The 26,176-nt window shown below is 73.5% G+C and carries 28 protein-coding genes; 11 read left to right on the top strand and 17 right to left on the bottom strand.

Annotation, left to right across the window (positions count from 1 at the left end; translation table 11 throughout):
- Positions 1 to 17: 17 nt before the first annotated feature.
- Together cpt and ACIRVF_RS23025 are read left to right on the top strand one after the other, a co-directional pair.
- Positions 18 to 554, top strand: coding sequence for a chloramphenicol phosphotransferase CPT (gene cpt, locus ACIRVF_RS23020; protein WP_402821257.1), 537 nt, complete (start codon positions 18 to 20; stop codon positions 552 to 554).
- A gap of 107 nt (positions 555 to 661) precedes the next feature.
- A complete protein-coding gene (locus tag ACIRVF_RS23025; protein ID WP_402820772.1) occupies positions 662 to 1,138 on the top strand; it encodes an OsmC family protein in 477 nt (158 codons plus the stop codon).
- A 22-nt stretch (positions 1,139 to 1,160) separates the two neighbouring features.
- On the opposite strand, the gene ACIRVF_RS23030 is transcribed toward ACIRVF_RS23025, so the two are convergent.
- Positions 1,161 to 2,846 (bottom strand): serine/threonine-protein kinase, encoded by a 1,686-nt coding sequence (locus ACIRVF_RS23030; RefSeq protein ID WP_402820775.1) that lies wholly within the window; start codon positions 2,844 to 2,846, stop codon positions 1,161 to 1,163.
- An 80-nt stretch (positions 2,847 to 2,926) separates the two neighbouring features.
- A complete protein-coding gene (locus tag ACIRVF_RS23035; protein ID WP_402820778.1) occupies positions 2,927 to 3,532 on the bottom strand; it encodes a TetR/AcrR family transcriptional regulator in 606 nt (201 codons plus the stop codon).
- Positions 3,533 to 3,683: 151 nt separating this feature from the next.
- Between ACIRVF_RS23035 and ACIRVF_RS23040 the strand changes: the two genes are divergently transcribed.
- Complete coding sequence (locus ACIRVF_RS23040; protein WP_402820783.1) at positions 3,684 to 4,868, top strand: FAD-dependent monooxygenase; 1,185 nt, start codon at positions 3,684 to 3,686, stop codon at positions 4,866 to 4,868.
- A 388-nt stretch (positions 4,869 to 5,256) separates the two neighbouring features.
- Positions 5,257 to 5,913: a class I SAM-dependent methyltransferase gene (locus ACIRVF_RS23045; RefSeq protein WP_402820786.1), complete on the top strand. Its 657-nt coding sequence runs from the start codon at positions 5,257 to 5,259 to the stop codon at positions 5,911 to 5,913.
- 92 nt (positions 5,914 to 6,005) lie between these two features.
- Here the strand turns inward: ACIRVF_RS23045 and ACIRVF_RS23050 are convergent, their stop codons facing one another.
- Positions 6,006 to 6,518, bottom strand: coding sequence for a MarR family winged helix-turn-helix transcriptional regulator (locus ACIRVF_RS23050; RefSeq protein ID WP_402820789.1), 513 nt, complete (start codon positions 6,516 to 6,518; stop codon positions 6,006 to 6,008).
- 130 nt (positions 6,519 to 6,648) lie between these two features.
- Here ACIRVF_RS23050 and ACIRVF_RS23055 point away from each other — a divergent pair, with 130 nt between their 5' ends.
- On the top strand, positions 6,649 to 7,677 hold the full coding sequence (locus ACIRVF_RS23055; RefSeq protein ID WP_402820791.1) for an EamA family transporter: 1,029 nt from the start codon (positions 6,649 to 6,651) through the stop codon (positions 7,675 to 7,677).
- A gap of 81 nt (positions 7,678 to 7,758) precedes the next feature.
- Here the strand turns inward: ACIRVF_RS23055 and ACIRVF_RS23060 are convergent, their stop codons facing one another.
- From ACIRVF_RS23060 to ACIRVF_RS23075, 4 genes are all read right to left on the bottom strand, one after another.
- Positions 7,759 to 8,637, bottom strand: a complete 879-nt coding sequence (locus ACIRVF_RS23060; protein ID WP_402820794.1) for a hypothetical protein — start codon at positions 8,635 to 8,637, stop codon at positions 7,759 to 7,761.
- 97 nt (positions 8,638 to 8,734) lie between these two features.
- Entirely contained in the window at positions 8,735 to 9,769 is a 1,035-nt protein-coding gene (locus tag ACIRVF_RS23065; RefSeq protein ID WP_402820797.1) for a TolB family protein, read from the bottom strand.
- Positions 9,766 to 11,091, bottom strand: coding sequence for an MFS transporter (locus ACIRVF_RS23070; RefSeq protein WP_402820800.1), 1,326 nt, complete (start codon positions 11,089 to 11,091; stop codon positions 9,766 to 9,768). Before ACIRVF_RS23070 ends, ACIRVF_RS23065 begins: the two co-directional genes overlap by 4 nt.
- Positions 11,092 to 11,096: 5 nt before the next feature.
- Positions 11,097 to 12,038 carry an alkaline phosphatase family protein gene (locus ACIRVF_RS23075; RefSeq protein ID WP_402820803.1) on the bottom strand — a complete coding sequence of 314 codons (942 nt, stop codon included), beginning with the start codon at positions 12,036 to 12,038 and terminating at the stop codon, positions 11,097 to 11,099.
- Positions 12,039 to 12,280: 242 nt separating this feature from the next.
- Between ACIRVF_RS23075 and ACIRVF_RS23080 the strand changes: the two genes are divergently transcribed.
- Together ACIRVF_RS23080 and cobC are read left to right on the top strand one after the other, a co-directional pair.
- On the top strand, positions 12,281 to 13,651 hold the full coding sequence (locus tag ACIRVF_RS23080) for a cobalamin biosynthesis protein (protein ID WP_402820806.1): 1,371 nt from the start codon (positions 12,281 to 12,283) through the stop codon (positions 13,649 to 13,651).
- The gene (gene cobC / locus ACIRVF_RS23085; protein WP_402820808.1) at positions 13,648 to 14,754 is read left to right on the top strand and encodes an Rv2231c family pyridoxal phosphate-dependent protein CobC; all 1,107 of its coding nucleotides are present in this window, start codon (positions 13,648 to 13,650) and stop codon (positions 14,752 to 14,754) included. Before ACIRVF_RS23080 ends, cobC begins: the two co-directional genes overlap by 4 nt.
- On the opposite strand, the gene ACIRVF_RS23090 is transcribed toward cobC, so the two are convergent.
- The 7 genes from ACIRVF_RS23090 to ACIRVF_RS23120 all read right to left on the bottom strand — a co-directional run bounded on the left by ACIRVF_RS23090 (position 14,720) and on the right by ACIRVF_RS23120 (position 20,901).
- Positions 14,720 to 15,535 carry an MOSC domain-containing protein gene (locus ACIRVF_RS23090; protein WP_402820810.1) on the bottom strand — a complete coding sequence of 272 codons (816 nt, stop codon included), beginning with the start codon at positions 15,533 to 15,535 and terminating at the stop codon, positions 14,720 to 14,722. The two genes, cobC and ACIRVF_RS23090, sit on opposite strands and share 35 nt — an antisense overlap.
- Positions 15,529 to 16,068: a hypothetical protein gene (locus ACIRVF_RS23095; protein ID WP_402820813.1), complete on the bottom strand. Its 540-nt coding sequence runs from the start codon at positions 16,066 to 16,068 to the stop codon at positions 15,529 to 15,531. Before ACIRVF_RS23095 ends, ACIRVF_RS23090 begins: the two co-directional genes overlap by 7 nt.
- Positions 16,065 to 16,598 carry a hypothetical protein gene (locus ACIRVF_RS23100; protein ID WP_402820816.1) on the bottom strand — a complete coding sequence of 178 codons (534 nt, stop codon included), beginning with the start codon at positions 16,596 to 16,598 and terminating at the stop codon, positions 16,065 to 16,067. The genes ACIRVF_RS23095 and ACIRVF_RS23100 overlap by 4 nt, the downstream gene beginning before the upstream one ends.
- A 135-nt stretch (positions 16,599 to 16,733) precedes the next feature.
- Positions 16,734 to 17,756 carry a glutamine synthetase gene (gene glnII, locus ACIRVF_RS23105; protein ID WP_402820819.1) on the bottom strand — a complete coding sequence of 341 codons (1,023 nt, stop codon included), beginning with the start codon at positions 17,754 to 17,756 and terminating at the stop codon, positions 16,734 to 16,736.
- A 186-nt stretch (positions 17,757 to 17,942) separates the two neighbouring features.
- Positions 17,943 to 18,893: an SCO1860 family LAETG-anchored protein gene (locus tag ACIRVF_RS23110; protein WP_402820822.1), complete on the bottom strand. Its 951-nt coding sequence runs from the start codon at positions 18,891 to 18,893 to the stop codon at positions 17,943 to 17,945.
- 166 nt (positions 18,894 to 19,059) lie between these two features.
- Positions 19,060 to 19,737, bottom strand: coding sequence for a uracil-DNA glycosylase (locus ACIRVF_RS23115; RefSeq protein ID WP_030285533.1), 678 nt, complete (start codon positions 19,735 to 19,737; stop codon positions 19,060 to 19,062).
- A gap of 72 nt (positions 19,738 to 19,809) precedes the next feature.
- Entirely contained in the window at positions 19,810 to 20,901 is a 1,092-nt protein-coding gene (locus tag ACIRVF_RS23120; protein WP_402820825.1) for an amidohydrolase family protein, read from the bottom strand.
- 252 nt (positions 20,902 to 21,153) lie between these two features.
- On the opposite strand from ACIRVF_RS23120, the gene ACIRVF_RS23125 reads away from it, so the two are divergent.
- On the top strand, positions 21,154 to 22,233 hold the full coding sequence (locus tag ACIRVF_RS23125; protein WP_402820828.1) for a pyridoxal-phosphate-dependent aminotransferase family protein: 1,080 nt from the start codon (positions 21,154 to 21,156) through the stop codon (positions 22,231 to 22,233).
- A 192-nt stretch (positions 22,234 to 22,425) separates the two neighbouring features.
- On the opposite strand, the gene ACIRVF_RS23130 is transcribed toward ACIRVF_RS23125, so the two are convergent.
- The 3 genes from ACIRVF_RS23130 to ACIRVF_RS23140 form a co-directional block, all read right to left on the bottom strand.
- Positions 22,426 to 24,066: an APC family permease gene (locus ACIRVF_RS23130; RefSeq protein WP_402820831.1), complete on the bottom strand. Its 1,641-nt coding sequence runs from the start codon at positions 24,064 to 24,066 to the stop codon at positions 22,426 to 22,428.
- 175 nt (positions 24,067 to 24,241) lie between these two features.
- The gene (locus ACIRVF_RS23135; protein WP_402820834.1) at positions 24,242 to 24,448 is read right to left on the bottom strand and encodes a DUF397 domain-containing protein; all 207 of its coding nucleotides are present in this window, start codon (positions 24,446 to 24,448) and stop codon (positions 24,242 to 24,244) included.
- The gene (locus ACIRVF_RS23140; protein WP_402820837.1) at positions 24,445 to 25,272 is read right to left on the bottom strand and encodes a Scr1 family TA system antitoxin-like transcriptional regulator; all 828 of its coding nucleotides are present in this window, start codon (positions 25,270 to 25,272) and stop codon (positions 24,445 to 24,447) included. The genes ACIRVF_RS23135 and ACIRVF_RS23140 overlap by 4 nt, the downstream gene beginning before the upstream one ends.
- 108 nt (positions 25,273 to 25,380) lie before the next feature.
- Between ACIRVF_RS23140 and ACIRVF_RS23145 the strand changes: the two genes are divergently transcribed.
- The 3 genes from ACIRVF_RS23145 to ACIRVF_RS23155 are packed head-to-tail and all read left to right on the top strand — an operon-like array spanning position 25,381 to position 26,149.
- On the top strand, positions 25,381 to 25,740 hold the full coding sequence (locus ACIRVF_RS23145; RefSeq protein ID WP_402820840.1) for a hypothetical protein: 360 nt from the start codon (positions 25,381 to 25,383) through the stop codon (positions 25,738 to 25,740).
- A complete protein-coding gene (locus ACIRVF_RS23150) occupies positions 25,737 to 25,943 on the top strand; it encodes a hypothetical protein (protein ID WP_402820843.1) in 207 nt (68 codons plus the stop codon). The genes ACIRVF_RS23145 and ACIRVF_RS23150 overlap by 4 nt, the downstream gene beginning before the upstream one ends.
- Positions 25,940 to 26,149: a hypothetical protein gene (locus tag ACIRVF_RS23155; protein WP_402820846.1), complete on the top strand. Its 210-nt coding sequence runs from the start codon at positions 25,940 to 25,942 to the stop codon at positions 26,147 to 26,149. The genes ACIRVF_RS23150 and ACIRVF_RS23155 overlap by 4 nt, the downstream gene beginning before the upstream one ends.
- Positions 26,150 to 26,176 lie beyond the last annotated feature (27 nt).

Below are 26,176 nucleotides of genomic sequence, written 5' to 3' on the forward strand. Positions count from 1 at the left end.
AGGGTGGGCGCATGCATGTGATCGTCCTCAACGGCGGCTCCAGTTCCGGCAAGTCGAGCATCGTCCGGCGCCTCCAGGAGCTGCTGCCAGAGCCCTGGCTGCACCTCGGCGCGGACACCATGGTCGACGCGCTGCCGCCCTGGCTGCTCGGCGGGGACGGGGGCATCGGCGGTCTGGAGGACGGCGACGGCACGGTGGCGGTCGGGCCGGTCTTCGCCCGGCTGGACGCCGCCTGGACGCTCGGCGTGGCGGCGATGGCCCGGGCCGGGGCGCCGGTCCTGGTGGACGAGGTGTTCCTCGGCGGCGCCGCCTCGCAGCAGCGGTGGCGCGCGGCGCTGGAGGGCCTCGACGTGCTCTGGGTCGGCGTGCGCTGCGACCCGGAGGTGGCCGCCGCCCGGGAGGCCGCGCGCGGCGACCGGGTCGCCGGGATGGCCGCCGCGCAGGCCTCGGTGGTGCACGAGGGCGTCGCGTACGACCTGGTCGTGGACACCTCGCGGACCTCGGCGGGCGACTGCGCCGAAGCGATCCTCGCCCGGGTGACCGCGGCGCGTTGAGGCGCCGTGGCGGGCTCCTGCGGTTGACTGTCCGGCGGTGACGCCCTCGCAGCAGCACCCACCCCTTCCGGTTCCGGCAACACCACTCATCCCACGGAGGCACGCCCATGGCCAGGCAGCACGAGTACACCGCCGAGATCAGCTGGACCGGCAACCAGGGCACCGGCACCAGCGACTACCGCTCCTACTCCCGCGACGTCGAGGTCACCGCCGAGGGCCTGCCGGCCATCCCCGGCTCCGCCGACCCCGTCTTCCGCGGCGACAGGGCCCGCTGGAACCCGGAGCAGCTGCTGCTCGTGGCGCTCTCCCAGTGCCACCTGCTCTCGTACCTGCACCTGTGCGCGGTGAACGGGGTCGTGGTGACCTCGTACGTCGACCGGCCGGTGGGCACCATGACCGTGTCGCCGGAGGGCGGGCACTTCACCTCGGCGGTGCTGCACCCGCGGGTCGAGGTCGCCGAGGCCGGCATGGCGGAGCAGGCGCTCGCCCTGCACGCGCAGGCGAACCGGGCCTGCTTCATCGCCAACTCGGTCAACTTCCCGGTGCAGCACGAGGCCGAGGTGACGGTCGCGGGCCAGGAGTAGGGCCGGGCCTCTCGGACAGGCCCTACAGGGCGAGGGTCTGCCAGCCGCGGGTGATCTGGTCGTGGACGGCCGCCGGGTCCGGTGGCGTCGACCGGGCCGCCGCCAGCGCCGCCAGCAGGCCCGTGCCGTCCGCCGGGCGCTGCGCCGGGTCGATGGCCAGGGCGCGGGTGACGACGGCGGCGAATGCCGGGTCGAGGTCCCGGACCGCCGCCAGCGCGGCCGGTTCGGGACCGGTCTCCACGATCCGGCGGATCACCGCGCCGGTGTTGGTCGCCGCGAACGGGCTGGCGCCGTGCGCCGCGCACACCACGCAGCAGGCCCAGGCCCACACGTCGGCCGCCGGGCCGACCCGCTCCTCGCCGAACTGCTCCGGCGCCATGTACGTCAGGGTGCCCGGCCCGCCGCCGGTGGCGGTCAGCCGGGTGCCGTCCACGATCGCCGCGATGCCGAAGTCCAGCAGGCGCGGGCCGGCCGTGGTCAGCATGATGTTGGCCGGCTTGAGGTCCCGGTGGACCAGCCCCAGCCGGTGCACGCCCGACAGTGCCACGGCCAGCGCCAGCGCGAGGGCGCGCAGCGCCTCGGCGGAGCGGATCGGCCCCTGCTCGCGCAGGTGGACGTCCAGCGGGCGTCCGTCCAGCAACTCCATGGCCAGGTAAGGGCGTCCGGAGTCCACGCCGGTGTCGAGCACCCGGGCGGTGTAGGCGCCGGGGACCATGGCCAGCACCTCGGACTCGCGCTGGAAGCGGCGCAACAGGTCCGCGTCGTGGAGGAGTTCGAGGTTGATGGTCTTCAGTGCGACCTGGGTGGCGGAGCCCTGACGCTGGGCGAGGTAGACCGTGCCCATGCCGCCGGAGCCGATCCGGCCGAGGAGTTGGTAGCCGCCGATCGTACGGGGCTCGTGGGCACCGAGCGGGGTGCCGCGGGGCGGGCTCGACGGCACGGGCGGGGCGGTCGGGGGCTGCGCGGCGGGCGGGGTGAACTGCGTGGGCACGTAAGCGGGTTGCGGCGTCTGCGGGGTGTACGGCGTGTGCGGTGGCACGGTGGGGGCGTACGGATTCTGCGAGGCCTGCCGTGCCTGGGCGGCCCGGGCGGCGTCGGCCTCGGGGGTTCCCGAACCCTCCGGGCCGACCGGCTTGGGGTGGCGGCTCACCAGCAGGGCGGTCACCTGGAAGACCAGGGCGGTGAAGATCACGCCGACCGGCAGGAGGAACACGCCGATCACCGCGCGGAGCAGCACCAGAGCGATCAGCCGCGCCCGGGTCGAACCGGACGTCCAGACCTCCCGGGGCAGGCCGGTGGTCAGCAGCTTGCGCTGGGTCAGGTACCAGAGCAGCAGCCACAGCAGCAGGAACCCGATGAAGAGGGCGAGGTACCAGGTCCGCGCCACGGCCACGGAGATCCGCCACTCGTGGCCGAGGTACACGGAGTTGTTCAGGTCGAACGGCCGTTCCAGCAGGTAGTAGCTGTGGAGGTCCTCGCCGTGCACGGCGAAGTACGCTGCGAGGGCGGCGACCGGACCGGCCGCCAGCTCACCGAAGGTCGCACCGAGACCGCCGGGCGCTCCCCCGGTCGCGTCGGCACCGGTGGCCGCCAGCGCCCGCCGCCGGGTGGCCGTTTGGGCGCGCGCCAGCACCGGAAGCGTCACCAGCCTTACCAGCAGCGCCAGTCCGACCGTGATCAGCAGCGCCATGTCGAGCAAGTCCAGCATGTTCCCCCCCAGCCTGATCGGGCACACGGAGTATAGGGGGGCACCCGGGGACGCCCTCCCACCCCGTCGGCCCTCCCTGCTCAGCCCTCCTCGTCCAGCAGCGCGGCGAGGTAGCGGTCGAGGTCGACGCGCAGTTCCTCCGGCATCGGCACGTGCCAGTGCCCGCTGCCGGCCGTCGCGTTGAACAGCACACCGTCGCACCAGCGGATCAGCCGACGGGCGTCGGCCTCGGGGTCGGTGGAGCCGGAGGCGGCGAGCAGATCGGCGGCGAGCCGGATGAAGCGGGCGCCCAGGCGGTCGTAGACGGCGCGCAGTTCGGGCCTGCGGGTGGCCTCCAGGGCGAGTTCCAGGCGGGCCAGGGTGAGCCTGCGACCGCTGGTGAGCGCCTGGAAGAGCGCCTCGGCGCCGACCTCGATCAACAGGTCGCGCGGCGGGAGGGTGGCACCCGGGAGGCCGTCCTCGGCGAGGACGGGGTAGTCGGCGGTCTCTCGCTCGACGATCCGGGTGAGGACGAGTTCCAGCAGGGCGGCCCTGGTCCGGGCGAGGTTGGAGGTAGAGCCGGCGGGCAGGCCGGACGCGTCGTCCACGGCACGGTGGGTGAGCCCGCGCAGGCCGGCGTCGGCGATCAGGTCGATGGCGGCGTCGGCGATCAGGGTCGGCCGCGGGGGCGTCAGCGGGGCTGTCATGGGTCCGATCATGGCCTTTCCGGCAGGGCTCCCCCAACTCACTACAGCCGTAGTTTACCGCCCACTACATGTGTAGTAGCGTGCTGGAACAGTGGCCACTACGGCTGTAGTGGCCAGATCGTGTGACACGCGCGAGAAGAGGAGCCCCCTCATGCCTCCCACCGACCCGCACCGGGCGATCGTCGTCGGCGGCGGAATCGGCGGCCTCACCGCCGCCCTCGCCCTCCACCGACAGGGCATCCCCGTCACCGTCCACGAACGCGCCGCCTCGCTGGAACCCGTCGGCGCCGGGCTCGCCCTCGCCCCCAACGCCCTGCGCGCCCTCGACCGGCTCGGCGTCGGCCCCCGGCTGCGCGCCCTCGCCGCCCCGCACCCCGCCATCGGCGTGCGCCACCCCTCCGGCCGCTGGCTCGCCCGCACCAGCACCGCCGCCGTCGAAGCCCACTTCGGCGACCCGATCGCCGCCGTCGCCCGCGCCGACGTCATCGCCGCGCTGGTCGACGCCCTCCCGGAGGGCACCGTCCGCACCGACTCCCCCGCCACGGTCGTCGACCCGGGCGACGACCGGCGGCCCGCCGTCGTCCGCACCGCCGACGGGGACCGGCCCGCCGGGCTGGTCGTCGCCGCCGACGGCATCCGCTCCACCACCCGCCGCCTGCTGTTCCCCGAACACCCCGGCCCCCGCTACAGCGGCTTCACCACCTGGCGCGTCATCATCACCCCGGACCGCCGCCCGGCCGCCGCCGGCGAGGTCTGGGGCCCCGGCCGGCTCGTCGGGATCGTCCCGCTCGCCGACGGCCGGATCTACGTCTACGGCGCGGCCCTCGCCCCGGCCGGCGCCCGGGCCGCCGACGAACTCGCGGAGCTCCGGCGGCTGTTCGGCGACTGGTGCGCACCCGTCCCCCAGCTGCTCGCACTCGCCGAACCCGACCGGGTGCTCCGCAACGACATCTGGGACCTCGCCGACCCGCTGCCCGCCCACCACCGCGGCCGCGTCGCCCTCCTCGGCGACGCCGCCCATGCCATGTGCCCCTTCCTCGGCCAGGGCGCCTGCCAGGCCATCGAGGACGCCGTCGTCCTCGCCTCCCTCCTGACCCCCACCGCCGACCCGGCCACCGCCCTCCCCGCCTACACCGCCACCCGCCTCCCCCGCGCCACCGCCGTCGTCGCCGCCTCCCGCCGCACGAGCGCCCTCATCGCCCTCCACTCCCCCGCCGCCACCCTCCTCCGCACCACTGCCGTCACCCTCGCCGGCCTCCTCCCCACCCCCACCCTCCTCCGCCGCTCCGCCCCGATCTTCAACTGGCAGCCCCCGGAGCTGTCGGGCGGGGCGTGAAGGCACGCCACCGGCACCCACACGGCGGTCGGAAAGGTCTCGATCCAGCACTCCTGGCCGCGGGAGCGATGACGGCCCGGGCATCCTTCGACGACGTCGACCCGGACCGTCCGCAACGGCCGGCTCAGCCGGGCGGGTGTCGGAACACCCTCGTGCCGACCGGCGGCCCGTCCGGCGGTAGTAGCGGATGCTCCCGGCTAGGCGTCGGTGTCCTTCGGATGCCGCGGCGAGGCGTGAACGAAGTACACCGTGTGCGCCGCCTCGTCCACCAGGTACCGCACCCGGCCGCCGGCGGTGACCTCGTAGTCGACCGCATCGGCTGCACCCGCATGGTCGGCCGGGCCCCAAGTCCGGGCGGGTGTCGGTGGGGGCGGGGAGGATGGGCGGCATGAGTGACTCCAGGCGGGCCATTGCCGATTACTGGGACGCTGCCGCGGCGGGGTTCGACGACGAGCCGGATCACGGCTTGCGGGCGGCCGGGACGCGGGAGGCGTGGGATCGGCGGGTGCGGGGGTGGATGCCGGCGCGGGCGGCGGACGTGCTCGATGTCGGGTGCGGAACGGGCTCGTTGGCGGAGCTGGTCGCGGTGGGCGGGCACCGGGTGACCGGGGTGGATCTGGCGCCGCGGATGGTGGCGCGAGCCCGGGCCAAGCTGGCGGCGGCCGGGCTGGCGGGGCGGTTCCTGGTGGGGGACGCGGGCGCGCCGCCGGTGCAGGAGGGCGGTTTCGACGTACTGCTCTGCCGGCACCTGATCTGGACGCTGCCCGACCCGGAGCGGGCCCTGCGCGCCTGGGTCCGGCTGCTGCGGCCGGGCGGGCGGCTGGTGCTGGTCGAGGGGCGGTGGCGCGAGGCGGGTGCGCAGGCGGAGCCGTACGTCGCGGGGGCGGAGCGGCTGCCGTGGGGCGGCGGTGTCGGGGCGGAGCAACTCGCCGCGGCAGTGGGGCCGTTGGTCGCGCAGCTGCGGATCGAGCCGCTCAGCGGGGACGCCGCCCTGTGGGGCGGCCCGGTGGGGGACGAGCGCTACGCGCTGGTCGCGGACCTGTAGCGGGAGGTCACGAGCCGCTGCCGGAGGTGCCGTCGAGCGGGTCGCGGCCGCGGTGCGGCGGTTGACGAGTCCCGCACCGGTGCGACCGCGATTCAGTCGAAGAGGGACTCGGTGTCGCCGTGGGCGACGAGGAGCTTGCGCAGCAGGGCGTCGAGCTGGGCCCGCTCCTCGGCGTCGAGGGCGGTGAGGATCTGCTCCTCGTTGCGCAGGTGGCCGGGCAGGGCGGCGTCGATGAGCTCCTTGCCGGCCGGGGTGAGGCGGACCAGGACGGCGCGGCGGTCGGTGGGACAGGGGTTGCGTTCGACCAGGCCCTTGGCGGACAGCTTGTCGACGCGGTTGGTGATGGCGCCGGAGGTGACCATGGCGGACTTGAGCAGGGCGCGGGCGTTGAGCTCGTAGGGCTCGCCGGAGCGGCGCAGGGTGGCGAGGACGTCGAACTCGGAGGAGTCCAGCCCGCAGGTGAGGAAGTACTCGCGGAGGGCGGCGTCGACCCGGACGTTGAGCCGCCGGAGCCGGCCGATCAGGGCCATGGCCTCCAGGTCGAGGCCCGGGTCGACCCTCCGCCACTGCTCGGCGATGTCGTCGACGGTGTCGCGCTGCTGCATGACCTGTCATCTCCCTCTCGGTGCCGACCGGTACAGATATCTTAACATTCACATACTTGACGTTCGCCGATCTCGGGCGTAGAAATATCTCAACGTTCAGATAATCAACGTTGAGGGGATCGGGATCACCATGGACCGCAAGCGCGCGGGCATCGCCGCCACCGCCGCACTCGCCCCGGCCGCCTGGGGCACCACCTACCTGGTGACCACCCAGCTGCTGCCCGAGGGCCGTCCGCTGCTGCTCGCCGCACTGCGCGCGCTGCCGGCCGGGCTGCTCCTGCTGATGATCGGCCGCACACTGCCCAAGGGGCGCTGGTGGGGGCGCGCGGCGGTGCTCGGGATGCTCAACATCGGGCTGTTCTTCCCGCTCACCTTCGTCGGCGCCTACCGCCTGCCCGGCGGCGTCGCGGCCACCATCGGGGCGATCCAGCCGCTGCTGGTCGCCGGGTTCTCGATCGGGGTGCTCCGGGTACGGCCCGGGCGCCGGGCGCTGCTCGCCGGGCTGGCCGGAGTCGGCGGGGTGGCGCTGCTGGTGCTCAAGAGCGGGGCGAAGCTGGACGGCATCGGGATCGCCGCGATGGTCACCGCGATCGGCCTGATGGCCATGGGCACCGTCCTCACCCGCCGCTGGGGCCGCCCGGAGGGGGCCACCATGGTCGACCTCACCGCGTGGCAGCTGCTCGCCGGCTCGCTCTTCCTGGTCCCGCTCGCGGCGCTGGTCGAGGGCGCACCGCCGGCGCTGAGCGCCTCCAACGTGGTGGGCTTCGCCTACCTCGGGCTGTTCAGCACCGCGCTCGGGTACGTGCTGTGGTTCCGCGGCATCGACCGGCTCGGCGCCGGGCCGGCGTCCTTCCTGGGGCTGATCAACCCGGTGGTGGCCACCGTCGGCGGCCTGGTCGTGCTCGGCCAGACCCTCACCCTGTGGCAGGTGCTGGGCCTCGTCCTGGCGCTGAGCGCCATGCTCATCGGCCAGGCCCCGGCCCGCCGGGGTTCCGCGGCAGGCCCGGCGCCCGCGGCTCAGGCGCCCGCGGCTCAGGCGCTGGCGGCTCAGGCGCCCGCCGCCCAGCAAGCGGTCACCCGGGCGCCGGTCGCCCGGGGAGCGGGTGCCCAGGCACCCGCCGTCGAGCCGGAAGCGCTCCGGACCGCGGCCGCCCGCTGACGACCCCCACCTCGCCTCCGCCCCGACCGGCCACCGCCGGCGGGGCGGAGGCGTCTTCCGGCAGCGCCCGCCGGTGCCGCCTCAGCCCGTGGCGCGGATGTAGATGTCCGCGGACCCCGGCAGTCCGCCCGGGATGGCGGCGACGTAGATCCGGCGGGCCGTCGGCGCGTGGGTGGGGACGGCGGACGGGGTCGCCGTGGGCGTCCAGGTCGCGGTGGGCGTCCAGGTCGGGGTGGGCGTCCACGTCGGGGTGGGGCTCGGGCCGGCTGTGCCGCCGCCGGGGGCCTCCCCCTCGGGCTCCGCTGCCGCTGCCTCGCTTCCCTCTCCCTCGCCGTCCGGGTCGGTCTCGGTCGGCGTGGGCGTCGGCGTGGGCGTCGGCGTAGGCGTAGGCGTCGGCTCGGTCGCGATCGGCGTCGCGGGCGGGGACGGGGTGTCCGGCACGGCGGGTGCCCCGGGCGTCGCCGGGGCGCTCACCGGACCCGGCCCCGAGGAGGAAGCCGGCTCCTCCGGCAGCTCCGGCGCCTCCGCCGGCTCGTCGCCCCCGAGGGCGGCGGCGAGGTCCGGCGGCAGCGGCGCGGGGGCGCCGGGCTCGGGCAGACCGTAGGTGTGCAGGAAGTCGTCCAGGCCCGGTTCCTTGCCACCGCCGAGCCGGTAGTGCAGGTAGGCGACGGGCGCGCCGTCCGAGGTGCGGGTGTAGACGGCGCCGACCGGGACGTAGTAGCGCCCGGCGCCGGGGTGCTGGGAGGGGTGGAGGCCGGCCAGGCGTTCGGCGCGGTCGCGGTCGGTCTCCCGGCCGCCGACCCCGTCGACGGTGAGGGCGTTGACGCCGCGCACCACCAGGGCGGCGGCGACGGACACGCACAGCACCAGTCCGACGGCGACGGTGCGCCGCAGGACCGGGCGGCCGTGCAGGGCCGGCCACGAGTCGGTGACCATGCGCTCGGGTGGGATGCCGTCCACGGTTGTCTCGCTCCCCCGTATCGATCAGGACGTCCGACCGGACCCGCCGGTCAGGGCGTCACACTGTGCTCGACGTGGGACGCTAGCGGAGAGTTCCTCAGCCCAGGTAGGCGGGGGCGACGGCAGCCCTGGTGACCGGCCGAGCGGCGCCCGAGCCGTCCGCCGGGACGGTCCACAGGTCGGCGCCGTAGTCCCCGGGCAGCGCGTAGAGCAGGGTGCCGTCGTCGGACCAGAGCGCCTGGTCGTCGATGTTGCGCTGCTCGGCGGTGGCGGTCTCCGTCCCGGTCGCGAGGTCCAGCACGTACAGCCGCCAGGGGGCGTCGGGCGACAGGCCGGGGACGCGCTTCTTGTAGGCGACGCGGGTGCCGTCCGGGGAGAGGGAGGGGCATTCGACGTTGTCGTGCAGGGTGGTGAGGGTGCGGGCGGCGAGGTCGCCGCGGACGAGGTGGGTCTGGCCGGAGGTGGCGAGGGTGGCGTAGAAGGTGTTGTCGTCGGCGAAGGTGACGCCCCAGATGTTGACGTCGTGCGCCTGGTACGGGTGCCCGTCCTTGACGACGGCGAAGTCCTCCAGGTTCTCCCGCAGGTTCCAGTCGCGCACGTCCACGATCGAGGTGCGGGTGGAGAAGTCGGTGCCCGCGTAGGAGTCGCCGCTGACGAAGACCGTCCAGGCGGCGAGGTGCCCGGACGGGGAGACCCGGGCGCGGGTGGGGATGCCCGCGGCGGGGAACGAGCGCCGCTCGCGCAGGTGGTCGTCGAGGACCACGGCGCGGTAGGTGTCCTCCAGCGCGCCGTGCTCCGCCCGGAGGCAGATGCCGGTGCCGGCGGCGGCGTGGAAGCGCAGGCACTGGGTGCCGGAGGCGGTGCGCGGGCCGTCGGGGCGGTCGGCGGGGACGGTGGTGATCTCGTCCCGGTGCGGGCCCCAGGCCATGTTGCGGAAGAGCAACTGGCGGCCGCTCGAAGGCACTTGGAGCGAGACGCTCCCGGGTGTGACGACCGGGCCACCCGACTGGGCCTGGTCCCGGCGGGCGGTGCGGTCGGCCGCGTGGAGGACGGCCCCGGTGCCGACGGCGCCGAGCACCAGGACGGCGACCAGCAGCACGATCACCCTGGTGCGGTTGTTCTGCAGGTTCACGCGCCCTCCTCGGCGGCGACGGCGACGGCCCCGGACGTACGCAGCACCACCGCCGCGCCGGCCACGCACAGCGCCAGCGCCCCCGCCGACCAGGCGAGCGCGGTCGGGCCGCCCACGGCGCTCCACAACGCGCCGAACAGCAGGGAGCAGGCGAACCGGGCCAGCGCCTGCCCGGTGCCGACCAGGGCGAGGCCGGCGCCGCGCTGCTCGGCGGGTACGGCGTCGGCCGCCGCGGCGGCGAGCACGCCGTCGGTGGCGGCGTAGAACGAGCCGTGCAGCACCAGCACGCAGAGCGCCGCGGGCAGTCCGCGCAGCGGCGAGAGCAGCAGTCCGTACGCGAGCAGCAGCACCCCGTGCCCGAGCAGGAAGAGCCGGCGGCGGCCGATCCGGTCGGCGAGCGTCCCGAGCGGGACGGCGAGCAGCAGGAAGGCGGCCGCGGTGCCGAGCGGCAGCAGCGGGAACAGGTTGACGGACAGCCCGAGCCGGCGCTGGATCAGCAGGTAGAGGAAGGAGTCGCTGACGGTGGTGAGCCCGAGCAGCACCGCGCAGCCGGTGAGCCGGCGCAGTCCGGGCAGGCGCAGCAGGGTGAGGCTGCTGCGCAGCGAGGGCGCGATAATTGACGCCTCGTCACCCTCCTGCCGGCTGGGCACGAACAGCACCAGGATCAGCACGCCCAGCGCGGCGACACAGGCGCTGACGGTGAACACCGCGTCGTAGCCGTGCCGTTCGCCGCCGTCGGCGAGCATCGGGCCGCCGGCCAGGCGCAGCACCAGGAAGGCGGTGAGCGGGCCGAGCAGGGCGCCGGCCGTGTCCATCGCCCGGTGCACGCCGAACGCCCGTCCGCGGTGGGCGGGTTCGGTGGCCAGCGAGATCATCGCGTCCCGGGGTGCGGTGCGCAGGCCCTTGCCGGTGCGATCGACGGCGATGACGGCGCCGATCAGCGGCACGGTGTGGACCAACAGCAGCAGCGGCCGGCACAGCGCGGAGAGCCCGTAGCCGACGGCCGCGACGGCCTTGTGCCGGGCGGCGCCGTCGCGGCCGCGGCGGTCGGCGAGGTGGCCGCCGACGAGCCGGACCAGCGCGCTGAAGCCGTTCTGGATGCCGTCGAGCAGCCCGAAGCCGAGCGGGGAGAGGCCGAGTCCGGTGAGCAGGTAGAGCGGGAGCACGGCGTTGACCATCTCGGAGGAGATGTCAGTGACCATGCTGACGGTGCCGAGGGCGAGGACCGCTCCCGGCACGGCGCGCAGGGCGGCGCCCCGCCGCACCTGGCCGGCGGCCGGTGCGACGGGGGCCTTGGAGCTGCGGGAGTCCGCGACGTACACGGGCGTCAGTTCCAGATGCCGGTGATGTCGGTGGCGCTGGCGGAGTTGCCGGCGTGGGCGTTGACGCCGGCCAGGTCCTCCAGGGTGTGGAGCACGTCGTAGTGGTTGTAGGTGGTGGCGGTGGAGCTGCCGGGGGCGACGTGGGCGCCGTAGACCAGGGTCGGGATGCGGTTGCCGGCCAGGCGGTTGTCCTCGTCGAAGGTCACCACCAGCAGGCTGTTGTTGCTCCTGGCCCACTGGGCGTACGCGTCGAGGTTGGACTGGAGCCAGGAGTCGCCGGTGCCCACCGAGCAGTCGTGCATGTCGTCGCACAGGTCCGGAATGACGAAGGAGACCTTGGGCAGGGTGGTGAAGTCGGTCGGGAACGCGTCCATGCCGTAGGCGCTGGAGGTGGGCACGTTGCCGAAGCCGAACCAGGGGTTGTGCTTCTGGGCGTAGTTGCCGCTGCTGCAGTCGGTGGCGCCGACGGCGGGCAGGCCCTCGTTGTAGCTGGCCCAGGTCTGGTTGGCGGCGAGCAGTTCGGAGGCCAGGTTGGGCTGCTGCAGCGCGCCGACGTCCACGCAGCTGTCGTCGACGACGCCCTGCGAGCTGCCGGAGAACAGCATGTAGTAGTTGGGCTGGCTGGGGTGGGTGAGCGCGTACGACTGGGTCAGCGTCGCGCCGCCGGCGGCCAGGGTGCGGTTGATGTACGGCGCCCTGGAGCTGCCGATGACCTGCGAGTAAGCGTGGTTCTCCAGCATGACGACGACGACGTGGTCGGGCGAGGGCAGGCCGGCCGCGGTGTCGGCGGCCGCGCTGCCGCCCGTGGCCCACAGGCCGAGCGAGCCGGCGACCAGACCGAGGCCGGTGGCGAGGGCGGTGATCGGGCGGAGCCTGCGGCGACGGGCGGGGCGCGGGCCGGCGGTGGGGGCGGGGGTATCGGGGGTGCGGAGTCGTGCGAAGGCCATGGGGTCCTCCGGGTGTCGGGGCTGCCGGGGCGGGAGCGCCGAGAACAGTAGGATCGCGGTGGTGTCGTGTACCGCACAAGAGAGGTGAAGAACAGAAGAACAGCTGCGAGGCGGTGCCGGTACGGAGCAACCCGGCGCCGCGTCGGACGTCACACCCGCCGCGATTGACCCCTTTCGACCGCACGTGGTGGGATCACGGGGGCCCGTCAGCGTAGGGCCGGGGACGGCAAGGAGTGCGGTACGTGATCGGACTGGTCGCCATCTACGGGCCGGGCCGCCCGCTGGCCGACGAACTGCAGGCCCTCTGGCCGGAGAGCAGCCACGTCTACCGGGCCTCGCGCGGCAACTGCTTCCAGGCGCCGGAGGCGATGCAGTTCGCCCTCAACCAGCACCGACAGGTGATCGCCGTCGGCTCGCTCGCCATCGTCGTCCGGCTGCTGGCCGACGAGCGCGTCGGCGTCCCGCGCGGCGCCGAGGTGCTCTGCGTGGATCCGGGACGGCGCTGGGTGATCCCGCTGAGCCACACCGAATCGGCCGAGGAACTGGCCCGGGAGGTGGCGGCCGCCCTCGGGGTCACCCCGGTGCTCACCGGCCCGCTGCCCGACCCCGGGGACCCGCTCGACGTCCTGATCCCGCACGCCGTGCGCCACTACCGGGCCGGTGCCGATGCCGCCGCGCAGGCGACGGCGGACGGACGCCCCGTCCGGCTGGTCACCGAGGTGGCGTACCCGCTGCCCGCGCTGCCCCCGAACGTCCGGCCGGACGCGCCCGAGGACGCCCCGGTCCTGCGGGTCACCGACCGGGAGGACCCGGACGGCGATGACCTGCTGGTCGTCCCGCGCACCTTGGTCGTCGGCATCGGTGCGGGCAGCGGCACCGACGCGGCCGACGCCATGCGGCTGCTGGTGGCCGTGCTCAAGGAGACCGGGTACCTGCGCTCGGCCATCGCCCGGGTGGCCACCGTGGCGGGCAAGGCCGACCACCCGGCGGTGCGCTGGGCCGCGCGCTGCCTGAACGTGCCGGTGGAGGAGCATCCGGCGGAGGAGCTGGCGCAGGTCGCGGTGCCGAACCCGTCGGAGGCCGTCGGTACGGCGGTCGGCACCGCGAGCGTCGCCGAGGCGGCGGCACTGGCCAGCGCCGGCCGCGGTCATGGCGGCGGCCAACTCGTCGTCCCCAAGCGGAAGTCGGCGACGGCCACGGTGGCCATCGCCCGGGCCGCGGTGCGCGGACGGCTGGCGCTGGTCGGCCTCGGGCCCGGGGCGCACGACCTGCTGGTGCCGCGAGCGCTGGAGGAACTGCGGCGTGCCTCGGTGGTGGTGGGCCGGCCGGAGGCGGTCGAGGCGGTGACCGAGCTGCTCCGGCCGGGGACGCGACAGGTCGCGGTTCCGGAGCTCGGGTCGGTACGGAACACTCGCGGCGCGGTGCTGGACTGGGCCGGAGTGGCGACGGACGGCACCGGACAGGTCGTCGACCACACCGGGGCGGCCGTCACCCTGGCCGCACACGGGCACGCCGTGGCCCTGGTCGCGCTCGGCGACGGCGCGGGACTCAGCGCGCCGCCCGGGCCGTACGAGGTCCTGCGGGTGCCCGGGTTGCCGGAGGCTTCCGCATGACCGACCAGGAGGTGACCGCGCACGAGGTGACCGCCCAGGAGGTGACCGCCCAGGAGGTGACCGCGCACGAGCCCGACCTGCGCCACCACGGCGACGCCGAGGTGCGGGCGGACGGGCGCGGCCTGGTCGACCTCGCCGTCAACGTGCGGACCGGCACGCCCCCGGCCTGGCTGCGCGAACGCCTGGCCGCCACCCTCGGCGACCTCGCCGCCTACCCCGACCAGACCGCCGCCCGAGCCGCGGTGGCCGCCCGGCACGGACGTCCGGTCGAGGAGGTGCTGCTCACCTCCGGCGCGGCGGAGGCCTTCGTCCTGCTCGCGCGAGTACTGACGCCCCGTCATATGATCGTCGTGCACCCGCAGTTCACCGAGCCCGAGGCGGCCCTGCGGGATGCCGGCCACCGGGTGCACCGGGTGCTGCTCTCCCCCGAGGACGGATTCCGGCTGGGCGCCGTCCCCGAGGAGGCGGACCTGGTCGTCCTCGGCAACCCGACCAACCCGACCTCCGTCCTGCACCCCGCCGAGGCCGTCGCCGCGCTCGCCCGGCCCGGGCGCACCCTGGTGGTGGACGAGGCGTTCATGGACACCGTGCCCGGTGAGCGAGAGTCCCTCGCCCCGGTCCGGGACCTGCCCGGCCGGGTCGTCGTGCTGCGCAGCCTCACCAAGACCTGGGGCCTGGCCGGGCTGCGGATCGGCTACTTGCTCGGGCCGGCGCGGCTGATCGCCGCCCTGGGCGCCGCGCAGCCGCTCTGGCCGGTCTCCACCCCGGCCCTGGTCGCCGCCGAGGTGTGCAGCGGTCCGTCGGCACTGGCCGAGGCGGAACGGGCGGCCACCGAACTCGCCCTCCGGCGCGCGTACTTGGTGAAGGGCCTGGCCGCCTTCCCGGCGCTGCGGAGCTACGGCGAACCGGCCGCCTCCTTCGTCCTGGTCCGGCTGCCGGGAGCGGCCGCCGTCCGCGAGCGGCTGCGCGAGCACGGCTTCGCGGTCCGGCGCGGGGACACCTTCCCCGGCCTCGGCGAGGACTGGCTGCGGATCGCCGTACGGGACGAGGAGACCACCGACCGCTTCCTCAACGCCCTGGAGACGGTGCTCGGTTCAGCCTGACCTCGGCGCCCGGCTCGATCCGGCCGGGCGCCAGCACCTGCGCGTACACCCCCGCACAGGGCAGCGCCGGCATCCCCTCCAGCGGGACCAGCCGGTTGCGCTCGGCCGGCACCCGCAGCGCCTCCGCCCGGCGGGGCAGCGACCCGTGCGCCAGGGTCGGGACGGCGCAGCGCGGGGTGGGCGCCACGATCCGCAGCCGCAGCGTCCCCCCGACGGTCACCTCCCGCCCCACCCAGGCGTTCTCGACGAACCCCTCGCCCCCGGTGCGCAGCACCAGGTTGGGCCGGTAGCGCTCGGCCTCGACGCCGACGGCGCGCAGCGTGGCATCGGTGATCAGGTGCACCGGGGCGAAGTCGAAGAAGCCTCCCTCCGGGGCACCCCGGCCCAACTCGTTGACCGTAACGGCGACTTCGGCCTCGATCCCGCGCGCCAGCACCTCCTCGGGCACCGCCCGCTCGACCGCCGCGCCGGGCGGGCGCTCGGTGACCAGGGCGAGCTTGCGGCCGAGCGCCTCGGACAGCTCCGCCTCGTCCGCGGCCCGCCCGTCCGGGCCGGTGATCGCCACCCCGCCGTCCGCGGTGGCCGCCGCCGAGTACCGCAGCAGGGCCGCCCACAGCCGGGGGTTCTTCGCACTGGCCACCCGCCCGGTCGCCAGGTCCAGCAGCGCCCGCTCGCGGTCCCCGGACACCCCGCGCCCCGACACCTCCGCCGCCGAAAGCTCCTCCCCCAGCAGCGACTTCACCGGGTAGCGGAGCAGCCGCTCGACCTGACCGATCAGCACGGGGCCTCCTCCGCCCACTCCCGCAGCGCCGAGAAGTGCAGCTCGTGCAGCCCAGCCCGGGGATCGACCCACAGCGGCAGCGCCTCCCCCGGGTGGTTCGCCGCGATCCACTCGATGTCCTGCGGCCCCAACTCGTCGTCCAGCCAGACGAAGGGCCGCCCGTCCGCCCAGGCGACCAGGTCCCTGGTCTTCCAGTGCAACCCGTCCGGATCGGTGCCGAACAGGTTCGTCCAGGGGATGTACGGGAGTTCGGGCAGCCCCACCCGCGGGGCTATCAGGCTGTTCGCCTCGTCCATCCAGGTGGTCGCCCACACCAGTTGGTACGGCAGTGCCAGCAGCTCCGGCCCGTGCGCCGGATTCAGCCACACCCGCAGCGGCTCGACCTGCTCCCGCGGCAGCGGCGCGTGCCGCGCCACCCAGGACTCCGGCAGCAGCCGGTGCGTCCCGTACCCCTCCGGACACCGACTGTCCGGCGCGGCATAGGGATTGAGCGGTCCGTCCACGTCGAGCAGGAGCAGCGGTCGCCCGGTCATGCGGCGACCGCCCAGTCCCGCAGGGTCGCGAAGTCCTCGGCCCGCAGGCCGTTGCGGGGGTTGACGTGCAGCACCAGCGCCGGACCGGGGTGGTTCGTCCCGATCCACTCGGCGTCCTGCGGTCCCAGTTCGTCGTCCACCCAGACGAACGGACGGCCCTCCGCCCAGGCGACCACGTCCCTGGTCTTCCAGTGCAGCCCGTCCGGGTCCTCCCCGAACATCTCCGTCCAGCGGATGTAGGGGAGTTCGGGCAGTCCGAGGTTCGGCCCGATGTGGGTGTTCGCCTCCTCCATCCACCCGGTCGCCCACACCAGCTCGTACGGCAGCGCCAGCAACTCCGCCCCGTGCGCCGGATTCAGCCACACCCGCAGCGGCTTCGCCTCCCCCTCCGCCCGCCGGGCCTGCCGCTCCGCCCACCACGTGGGCATCAGCTCGTGGCTGCGGTACCCGGCCGGCCGCCGCAACCTCGGCGCGGCATAGGGATTGAGCGGTCCGTCCACGTCGAGCAGGAGCAGCGGCTGTCGGGTCATGCCGTGAATTGTCCGGCGGACGACCGGGATTGACCAGCGATTTGCCCGAGCCGCTACGCCCGCAGGACCCCCAACGGCCGCAGGCCCTCCCCCGGTGGGGGAGGGCCTGCGGGCGACGTGTGCCTCAGGGGCGGATCAGACCTGGCCGGCCTTCTCCAGGGCCTCGCAGCAGGTGTTGATCAGGAGGCGGGTGACGACGTAGGGGTCGACGTTGGCGTTCGGGCGACGGTCCTCGATGTAGCCCTTCTTCTCCACCTCGACCTGCCACGGGATGCGGACCGAGGCGCCGCGGTCGGAGACGCCGTAGCTGTAGACGTTCCACGGGGCGGTCTCGTGCTTGCCGGTCAGGCGGGACTGGATGTCGTCACCGTACTGGTTGACGTGCTCCAGCACCTTCTCCTGCGAGGCGCCGAGCGACTCGCAGGCGGTGATGATGGCGTCGTAGCCCTCGCGCATCGCCTTGGTGGAGAAGTTGGTGTGCGCACCCGCGCCGTTCCAGTCGCCACGGGCCGGCTTGGCGTCCAGGGTGGCGTCGATGCCGAACTCCTCGGCGGTGCGGTAGAGCAGGTAGCGGGCGATCCACAGGTCGTCCGAGACGGTCAGCGCGTCGACCGGGCCGATCTGGAACTCCCACTGGCCGGGCATGACCTCGGCGTTGATGCCGCAGATCGCCAGGCCGGCGTCGATGCAGCGGTCCAGGTGCAGCTCGACGATCTCGCGGCCGAAGACCTCCTCGGCGCCGACACCGCAGTAGTAGCCGCCCTGCGGGGCCGGGAAGCCGCCCTCCGGGAAGCCGAGCGGGCGGGAGCCCTTGAAGAAGGTGTACTCCTGCTCGATGCCGAAGATCGACTCCTGAGCGGCGTACTTCTCCTCGACCTCGCGCAGCAGGGCGCGGGTGTTGGACTCGTGCGGGGTGCCGTCCGTCTCCAGGACCTCGCAGAGGACCAGGATGTTGTCACCGCCGCGGATCGGGTCCTTGACGACCTTCACCGGCTCCAGCACGCGGTCCGAGGCGTGGCCCTCGGCCTGGTTGGTCGAGGAACCGTCGAAGCCCCAGGTGGGGATCTTGTCGGCGTTCGGCAGGACGCGAGTCTTGGAACGGAGCTTCGCGGTCGGCTTGGTGCCGTCGATCCAGATGTACTCGGCCTTGATTGCCACGGCTGGTCCCTCGCATTGCTGGGTGGTGGGTGCCCGCGTAGCGTCGCAAGCGGCCGTTTCCCGGTTGTTCCTCTCGTGTAACGCGCATGTGAACCAACCGTCCGCGTTGGCACGGTTACGGTGCGGGAGTGCCGGGCGCGGCACCCCGCACCGCTCCGGGTGGCCGGGCGCCGCCCACGGGCGTGCTCAGTGCCGACGGGCGTGCGCGGCCCGGCGGCGCCGGGTGGCCCACAGGGCGGCCGCGCCGCCCGCGACCAGGGCGGCCGCACCGGCGGCCAGCGGGCCGGTGGCGCTGCTACCGCCGGTGCTGGCGAGCGCCTCGGGCTTCCCGGCCCGCTCCACCGCCGCCTGCGGCACCGCGGCCCGCGAGGTGGTGGTGTCGGCGACCGGCTGGGCGCTGGGCGCCGTGCTCGGGGTGCCCGTCGGGGCGGGCGCGGCGGGCTTCTCGCAGCTCACCGAGGCGACGGTGACCGTGCCGGTGACCTTGGCGACGTTCAGGTTCAGCGGGTTCACCTCCACCTGCACCTCCAGGGCCGAGGCGGCGGCGGTGGTCGTGGTGGTGGTCTTCTTGGAGAACTCCACCGACACACTGCCGACCAGCGGCACGTCCACCTTGGTCGGGCCGTACAGCCCGACGGTGACGGGCTTGCCCAGCACGGTCAGCCCGGCGGGCGCGATCACGTTCGCGGTCGGCTGCCCGTCGACCGGACAGGTGACCTCGGCGCTCATCGCCTCCAGCCCGAGCAGCGCGGTGGCGGGCAGGCCGGGGGCGTGCACGTCGGCGTTGACCAGCTTGACGGAGGCGGCGGTGCCCTTGGCGTCGGAGCGGGTGACGGACCTGCCGACGTCGGCCTTGACCAGTTCGACCGGGCCGTGCTGGTCGACGCCGTCCACCTTGGCGGTGAGGACGGAGCCGTCGCTCTGCGCGGGTGTCTCCACCTTGTTGAGCGCGATGTCCACCGGGACGTCCACGGCGTTGTTCAACAGCTTGACGTCCAGGGCGACTTCGGCGGTGACGGCACGCGCCTTGCCCAGCGAGGAGGCGCCCGGCGAAGGAGCCGCCTGGACGGGCCCGGCGGTGAGCAGTGTGCACGCCACCGTGGCGGCGGCAGCAGAAACGATTCGACGAGAAGACATGGCGGGACCCCCACGCAGATGAAACGATGAGCCGCCAGTCTTCTCGAACAATCCGTCACATGAGCACCACGGAACGTCATTTCACCCGTTGGAGTGAGATTGACGTCCCGCACTGACCCCGATCTGCTACGGGCCGGCGCGGCGTCGCCCGGCCGCGCCAACTCGCCTACGGCAGGCGCCAGTCCACCGGCTGCGCCCCCTGCCGCACCAGCAGCTCGTTCGCCCGGCTGAACGGCCGCGAGCCGAAGAAGCCGCTACTGGCCGAGTACGGGCTCGGGTGCGCCGACTCGATCGCCGGGACGTCCCCGAGCAGCGGCCGCAGGTTACGGGCGTCGCGGCCCCACAGGATCGCCACCAGCGGGCCGCCGCGCGCCACCAGCGCCCGGATCGCCTGCTCGGTGACCTCCTCCCAGCCCTTGCCCCGGTGCGCGGCCGGCTTGCGCGGGGCGGTGGTCAGCGCCCGGTTGAGCAGCAGCACCCCCTGGTTCGTCCACGGGGTGAGGTCCCCGTTGGACGGCTGCGGCAGGCCGAGGTCGTTGCCGTACTCCTGGAAGATGTTGATCAGGCTCGCCGGGATCGGCCGCACCTCCGGCCCCACCGAGAAGCTGAGCCCGACGGCGTGGCCGGGGGTCGGGTAAGGGTCCTGCCCGACGATCAGCACCCGCACGTCGGCGAGGGGCTGCTGGAAGGCCCGCAGCACGTTCGGCCCGGAGGGCAGGTAGGTACGGCCTGCGGCGATTTCGGCGCGCAGGAAGTCGCCCATCGCGGCGACCCGTCCGGCGACGGGCTCCAGGGCTGCGGCCCAACCGGGCTCGACGATCTCATTCAGTGGACGCGGTGCCATGGGCGTCACCCTATCGGCCGATACCGACAGGGCGTCACCACGCACGATCGCCCGCCCGACCAGGGCGGACGCTCACCCCACCGGCCGCCCCCGCAGCACCACCAGGCGCGGGTCCGCCAGCACCCGGACATCCGCCCGGGGGTCCTCCCCGTACACCACGAAGTCGGCCGGCGCACCGTCCTCCAGCCCCGGCCGCCCGAGCCACGCCCGCGCGCCCCAACTAGCCGCCGACAGCGCCTCGGCCGGGCTCAGCCCCGCCTTCACCAGCTCCGCCACCTCGTCCGCGACCAGCCCGTGCGCCAGCGAGCCGCCCGCGTCCGTGCCGACGAACACCGGGATGCCCGCGTCGTGCGCCGCGCCGACGGTGTCGTAGCGCCGCTCGTGCAGCCGCCGCATGTGCGCCGACCAGGCCGGGAACTTGGCCTCCCCGCCGGCCGCCAGCTCCGGGAAGGTGGCGATGTTGACCAGCGTCGGAACGATGGCCACACCGCGCTCGGCGAAGGCCGGGATCAGTTCCTCGGTCAGCCCGGTGGCGTGCTCGACGCAGTCGATCCCGGCCGCCAGGAGGTCAGGCAACGACTCGGCCGCGAAACAGTGCGCGGTGACCCGCGCGCCCTCCTCGTGCGCCGCCGCGATCGCCTCGGCCAGCGCGTCGCCCGGCCAGCAGGCGGCGAGGTCGCCGCGCTCCCGGTCGATCCAGTCGCCGACCAGCTTCACCCAGCCGTCGCCGCGCCGGGCCTCGGCCCGCACGTACGCGGCGAGGTCGCCGGGCTCGATCTCGTGGGCGTAGTTGCGGATGTAGCGGCGGGTGCGGGCGATGTGCCGACCGGCCCGGATGATCCGGGGCAGGTCCTCGCGCTCGTCGATCCAGCGGGTGTCGGCGGCCGAGCCGGCGTCGCGGATCAGCAGGGTGCCGGCGTCACGGTCGGTGAGCGCCTGCTTCTCACTGGTCTCGGCGTCCACGGCGCCGTGCGCGTCCAGTCCGACGTGGCAGTGCGCGTCCACCAGACCGGGCAGCACCCAGCCGGTGACCGTCCGGACGTCCCCGGCGGTCACCGGGCGGGTGAAGCTCACCCGGCCGTCCACCACCCAGAGTTCGTCCCTGACCTCCTCTGGACCGACCAGCACCCGACCCCGGACGTGCAGCACCGCGCCATCACTCATGGCCGCACTCTACCGACGGGCACGTTCCGTGTAAGCAGCGAGAATGCGGCAGACTCGTTGCCGCACCCACCACCCCTGCGGCGAAAGGCATCGAAACCGTGAGTGAGCGCAGCGAGCGAACCATCGAGAGGTGCGCGTGGGCGAATGCCCCTGCCGAGCGGAGCGAGGCGGGCGCATGAGCGAGCGCAGCGAGCGAATCATCAAGAGGCGCGCGGGGGCGAATGCCCCTGCCGAGCGAAGCGAGGCGGGCGCATGAGTCCCTTCCTCGACCTCCCCCCGCTCAGTGCCGCCGGGTTCGCGGCGATCGAGGACCAGGTGGCCGCGCTGCTGCACACCGAGGCCGATGTGATCGTCACCCAGGGTGAGGCCCTGCTCCCGCTGGAGGCCGCGATCCGCGGTGCCGCCCACCCCGGCTCCACCGCGCTCAACATCGTCACCGGTCCGTACGGGCAGACCTTCGGCAACTGGCTGCGCTCCTGCGGGGCCACCGTCGTCGACCTCGCCGTGCCCTTCGACAGCGCGGTGAGTGCCGCTCAGGTGGCCGAGACACTCGAAAGCCACCCCGAGATCGACTTCGTCTCCCTGGTGCACGCCGAGGCCGCCACCGGCAACACCAACCCGGTCGCCGAGATCGCCGCCGTGGTCCGCGAGCACGGCGCGCTGCTGATGCTCGACGCGGTCGCCTCGGTCGCCGCCGAGCCGCTGCTCACCGACGAGTGGGGCATCGACCTGTGCGTGATCGGCGGGCAGAAGGCGATGGGCGGCCCGGCCGGGGTCTCCGCCGTGTCCGTCTCCGAGCGCGCCTGGGCGCGGATCGCCGCCAACCCGGCCGCCCCGCGCCGCTCCTACCTCTCCCTGCTCGACTGGAAGGAGCGCTGGACCGACGCCGGGCGCACCGTACTGCCGCACGCCCCGGCCCAGTTGGAGATGCTCGCGCTCGGCGCCTGCATGGACCGGATCGCCGCCGACGGCCTGCCCGCCGTGATCGCCCGCCACCGCGCCGCCTCCGCCGCCACCCGGGCCGGCGTGCGCGCCCTCGGGACGCTCAGCCCGTTCGTCCACGAGGACGCCCACGCGGCCCCGGTCGCCACCACCCTGTGCACCCCGGCCGGCCTGCACGCGGCCGAACTCGCCGCCACCCTCGATCCGGCGCTGCCGATCCAGCCGGGCGGCGGTGCGCTCGCGGCCGAAATGCTGCGGGTCAACCACTACGGCCGGGCAGCCTCGCTGGACACCGTCCGCGCCTGCCTGACCGCGCTCGCCGACGCCACCAAGGCCGACGCCGCGCCGGCCCTGGCGGCCGCCGAGGCGGCCTGGACGGCGACCGTCTGAGACGGAAGTACGCGAGGCGTCTGGGACGTACGTACCAGACGTCGGTCCGAGACGCACATCCGAGACAGGCCTCCAAGACGAACGTTCAATACGAAGGTCCGAGACGCAGGTCCGAGACAAATGTCCGAGACCAAGGTCCGAGACGACGAGCGGCCCCGGTCCGCAGACCGGGGCCGCTTCCGTACCGGCGGCTCAGTGCCCGCCCGCGTCCACCACCTCGACGCCGCGGATGTTCCGCTCGATCTCCGCCGCCGGCAGCGCCACCGCAAGGGCCCAGTAGTAGATGAACAGCGAGAACACCACCACGACCCCGATGTCCCACCACAGCGGCAGGTTCCCCTTGGCGCCCACGCCGAAGGACCCCTGCCAGGAGATGATCCCCATCCCGACGAGATAGACGGGCAGCCACTGCCCCGCCTTGAAGTCCATCCGCGGAGCGTTCGGCACCCCCTTCGAGGCGGCGTACGCCGAGTACCCGCCGAGCAGCAGGTACCCGATCACGATCGCCAGCCCGAGGCGCCACAGGGTGTCCCAGCCCGCCCAGTAGATGACCAGGCTCGCCACCACGAAGGAGATCGGCGAGATGATCGTGCCGCCGGGCAGGTGGTACGAACGCTCCATCCCCGGCAGCCGCTTGCGCAGCACCCCGAAGGCCAGCGGTGCGCCCGCGTACATCAGGACGACGGCCGAGGTGATGAAGCCGACCAGCTTCTGCCAGCTCGGGAACGGCAGGAAGCAGATCACCCCGGCGATCCAGGCGATCAGCAGGCCGAGCCAGGGCACCGAGTTGCGGTCGGTGAACTGCAGGGCCTGCGGCGCGTAGCCGTTGCGGCTGAGGCCGTAGGTGACCCGCGAGCTGGAGGTGATGTAGACCAGCCCGGTTCCGGCCGGGGAGACCACGGCGTCGATGAACAGGATCGTGGCCAGCCAGCCCAGGCCGATCAGCGTCGCCAGACCGGCGAACGGACCGCTGATCCCGGGGTAGGTGAGCTTGCTCCAGCCGCCCGCGATGGTCTCCGACGGCAGCGCGCCGATGAACACCACCTGGAGCAGCACGTAGATGACCGTGCCGATCACCACCGAGCCGAGCACCGCCCGGGGGATGTCCTTCCGGGGGTTGCGGCTCTCCCCCGCCCACTGGATGGCCTGCTCGAACCCGAGCAGCGCGAAGATCACCCCGCTGCTGCTGATCGCCGCGAGCACGCCCTTGGCACCGTCCGGCGCGAAGCCGTGGACGGTGAAGTTGGAGCCGTTGAACTCGGTGAGCCCGAGCGCGAAGATCGCCAGGATCGGGATCGCGACCTTCCAGACGGTGGCGGCGCTGTTGGTGTGGGCGAGCAGCCGGACGCCGAGGAAGTTGATCGCGACGAACACGCCCATCAGCACGGCCGCGACCACGAAGCCCGTCGCGGTCAGCGTCAGGTCCTTGTTCAGGAAGCCGTCCGCCCAGGACCAGTGCTGGGCGTAGTTGATCATCGCCTGCACCTCGATCGGCGCGATGGTCGCCGCCTGGAGCCAGGTGAACCAGCCGAAGGACATCCCGGCGAAGCCACCGAAGGCGTAGTGGGGGTAACGGGCGGTGCCGCCCGCCACCGGGAACAGCCCGCCCAGTTCCGCGTGGATCAGCGCCAGCAGGATGATCGCCACCGCGCCGATGCCCCAGGAGAGCAGGGCGGCCGGCCCGGCCGCCACTGCGGCCTTCTGCGCCCCGAACAGCCAGCCGGACCCGATGATCGCGCCCACCGAGGCCCAGAGCAGCCCGGCGAGGCCGACCTCGCGCTTGAGCCCGGTGTGCCCAGCGGCAGGCGGACTCGTGTTCGTACTGTGAGCCATCGGGGCGGTCACCTCTCGAATCAGGGAGAAATCCTCCCCGACAGTGCCGCAGACGCGAGTGCTCACCACGCCCCGAAACACCCTCCGACCTGCGCCCTCACCCGAACGGTCGCAGTGGCTTACAGCATGTGGGCCCGCCCCGAGCACCCTCGGGGCGGGCCCGTCACCCGTTCGCTCAGACGGTGCCGAAGTCCCCGTTCCGGACGGCGGAGACGAAAGCCGACCAGGCGTCAGCACGGAAGACGAGGGGAGGGCCTGAGGGGTCCTTCGAGTCACGGACGGGGACGACGCCGGAGGCGACCAAGTTCCCCGCCACCTCGACGCAGTTGCCGCCGTTGCTGCTGTACGAAGATTTGAACCACGCGGGTTCAGTGGCGGTCACGGTAGTTCCTCCCTCAGCCGGCTGATCAGGGCCACGGACTCAGCTTGCGAGAGTGCCAGGGCCTGAAGCTGATAGTAGGCCGTGAGCACCGGCAGCACTGCGCCACTGTCTTGCTCAAGGTGGCCCTGCTGCGAGCTTTCGGCGTAGGACATCAGCGAGCGGTCGGGAAGGGTGAGGATGTTCACCGGAAGATCGAACGACCGGTCTTCGCCTATGGCATACGGAGCAACCTGGAGCACCGTGTTGGGCATACCGGCGAACTCGATGAGTTGATCCAGTTGAGCTGCCATGACCGTTGGTCCGCCGACCGGCCGACGGATGCAGCTCTCGTCCAGCACGGCGTGGATCAGAGGCGGGGGGTCCCGGCGAAGGCCCGCTTGTCGGCGCGCAAGATAAGCCACTCGCTCATCACCCTGGGCAGTTGTGATGCTGCCCCGGCGTACAGCTCCCGCTGCGACGGCCTGCGCGTAGTCCATGGTCTGGAGGAGGCCCGGGACGATACCGATGTCGAACAGCCTCAGCTCCACGGCCTTCGACTCCCGCGCCACATACTGCGGGAACCCTTCGAGGAGTGCCGAGGTCTTGATGTCGAGAGCTCTGCGGGCGAACACGCGGTCCCACCCGAACGCCCTGTCAAGTTCGCGAGCCAGACGCTGCGTTGGGGGCCTCCGACCAGTTTCCACGGCCGACACATGCGTCGCGGAGTAGCCGATGACATGTGCCAGATCGTCCTGGGTCCATCCCCGCGCCTCTCGTGAAGTGCGGAGAAACACACCGAACTTCGCCATCGGGCCCCCGTCGGGGTCGAGCTCAACCTTGTTCATGGGCCGTGATCCCCACTCTTCGAGCAACTTTGACAGCTTGAAGACCTCCCAAGCATAGAGGAGAGTTGGCACCCCAGGTAGTCATCTCACTACTGAGAGGAGCGGGTCTTGAAGCTGCACCACACCCCACCGACCCCTTCGCCCCAGATCCCCGCCGAGCGCTTCCAGGTGGTGATCTACCCGGCCAAACCCACCTCCGCCTTCCCCGAGTTGGAGATGCGCACCTGCGAGAACTACGCGCTCGCCCACCACTGGGACGTCGCCCTCACCGTCCTGGACGACGAGACCGACAAGCCTCCGGAGCAGCGCCCCCTGCTCCTGGCCGCGCTGCAGACCATCAGCGACCGGACCGCCGGAGCGATCCTGACCCCGTCCAGAACCGCCATCTCCCCCATCGGCGGCGAGTTCGACGAGTTCGCCGCCCAGGTCGAGAAGGCCGGCGGCTTCCTCCAGGTGGCTCCCCGGTGAACAACCGCTACGGGATCGTTCCCGTCGACGCCCCCGGCGGGGCGGACTACCCGGTCTGGGTCATCCACGACCACCGCACCGGCCACCTGGTGAAGGCCCTCCCGCCCCGCCCCGAACCGCTCCGCTTCTACTCGTACGACCAGGCCCAGCGGTGGGTGAGCGCCAACGACCGGACGCTCCCGACCCCAGAGGTCGCCGGGTGACCACCGCCCTCTCCCGCAAGCGGTACGAGATCCGCCTGATCGGCCCCCGGAGCCCCCACTTCCTCCTCCTGGACAGCTGGGGAATCTGGGCCCCCGACCAGCACCGCTACCTCCGCGTGCGCGGCACCTCGGGCAGGATCAGACGCTTCTGCACCCGCGCCGCCGCCGAGGCCTACCTCCGGTCCACGCCCGGCGACCCCCAGTAGCCGTGCGCCCCCGTCCGACCGGGCAGG

The sequence above is a fragment of the Kitasatospora sp. NPDC101157 genome (assembly GCF_044768255.1).
Classification (GTDB): Bacteria; Actinomycetota; Actinomycetes; order Streptomycetales; family Streptomycetaceae; genus Kitasatospora.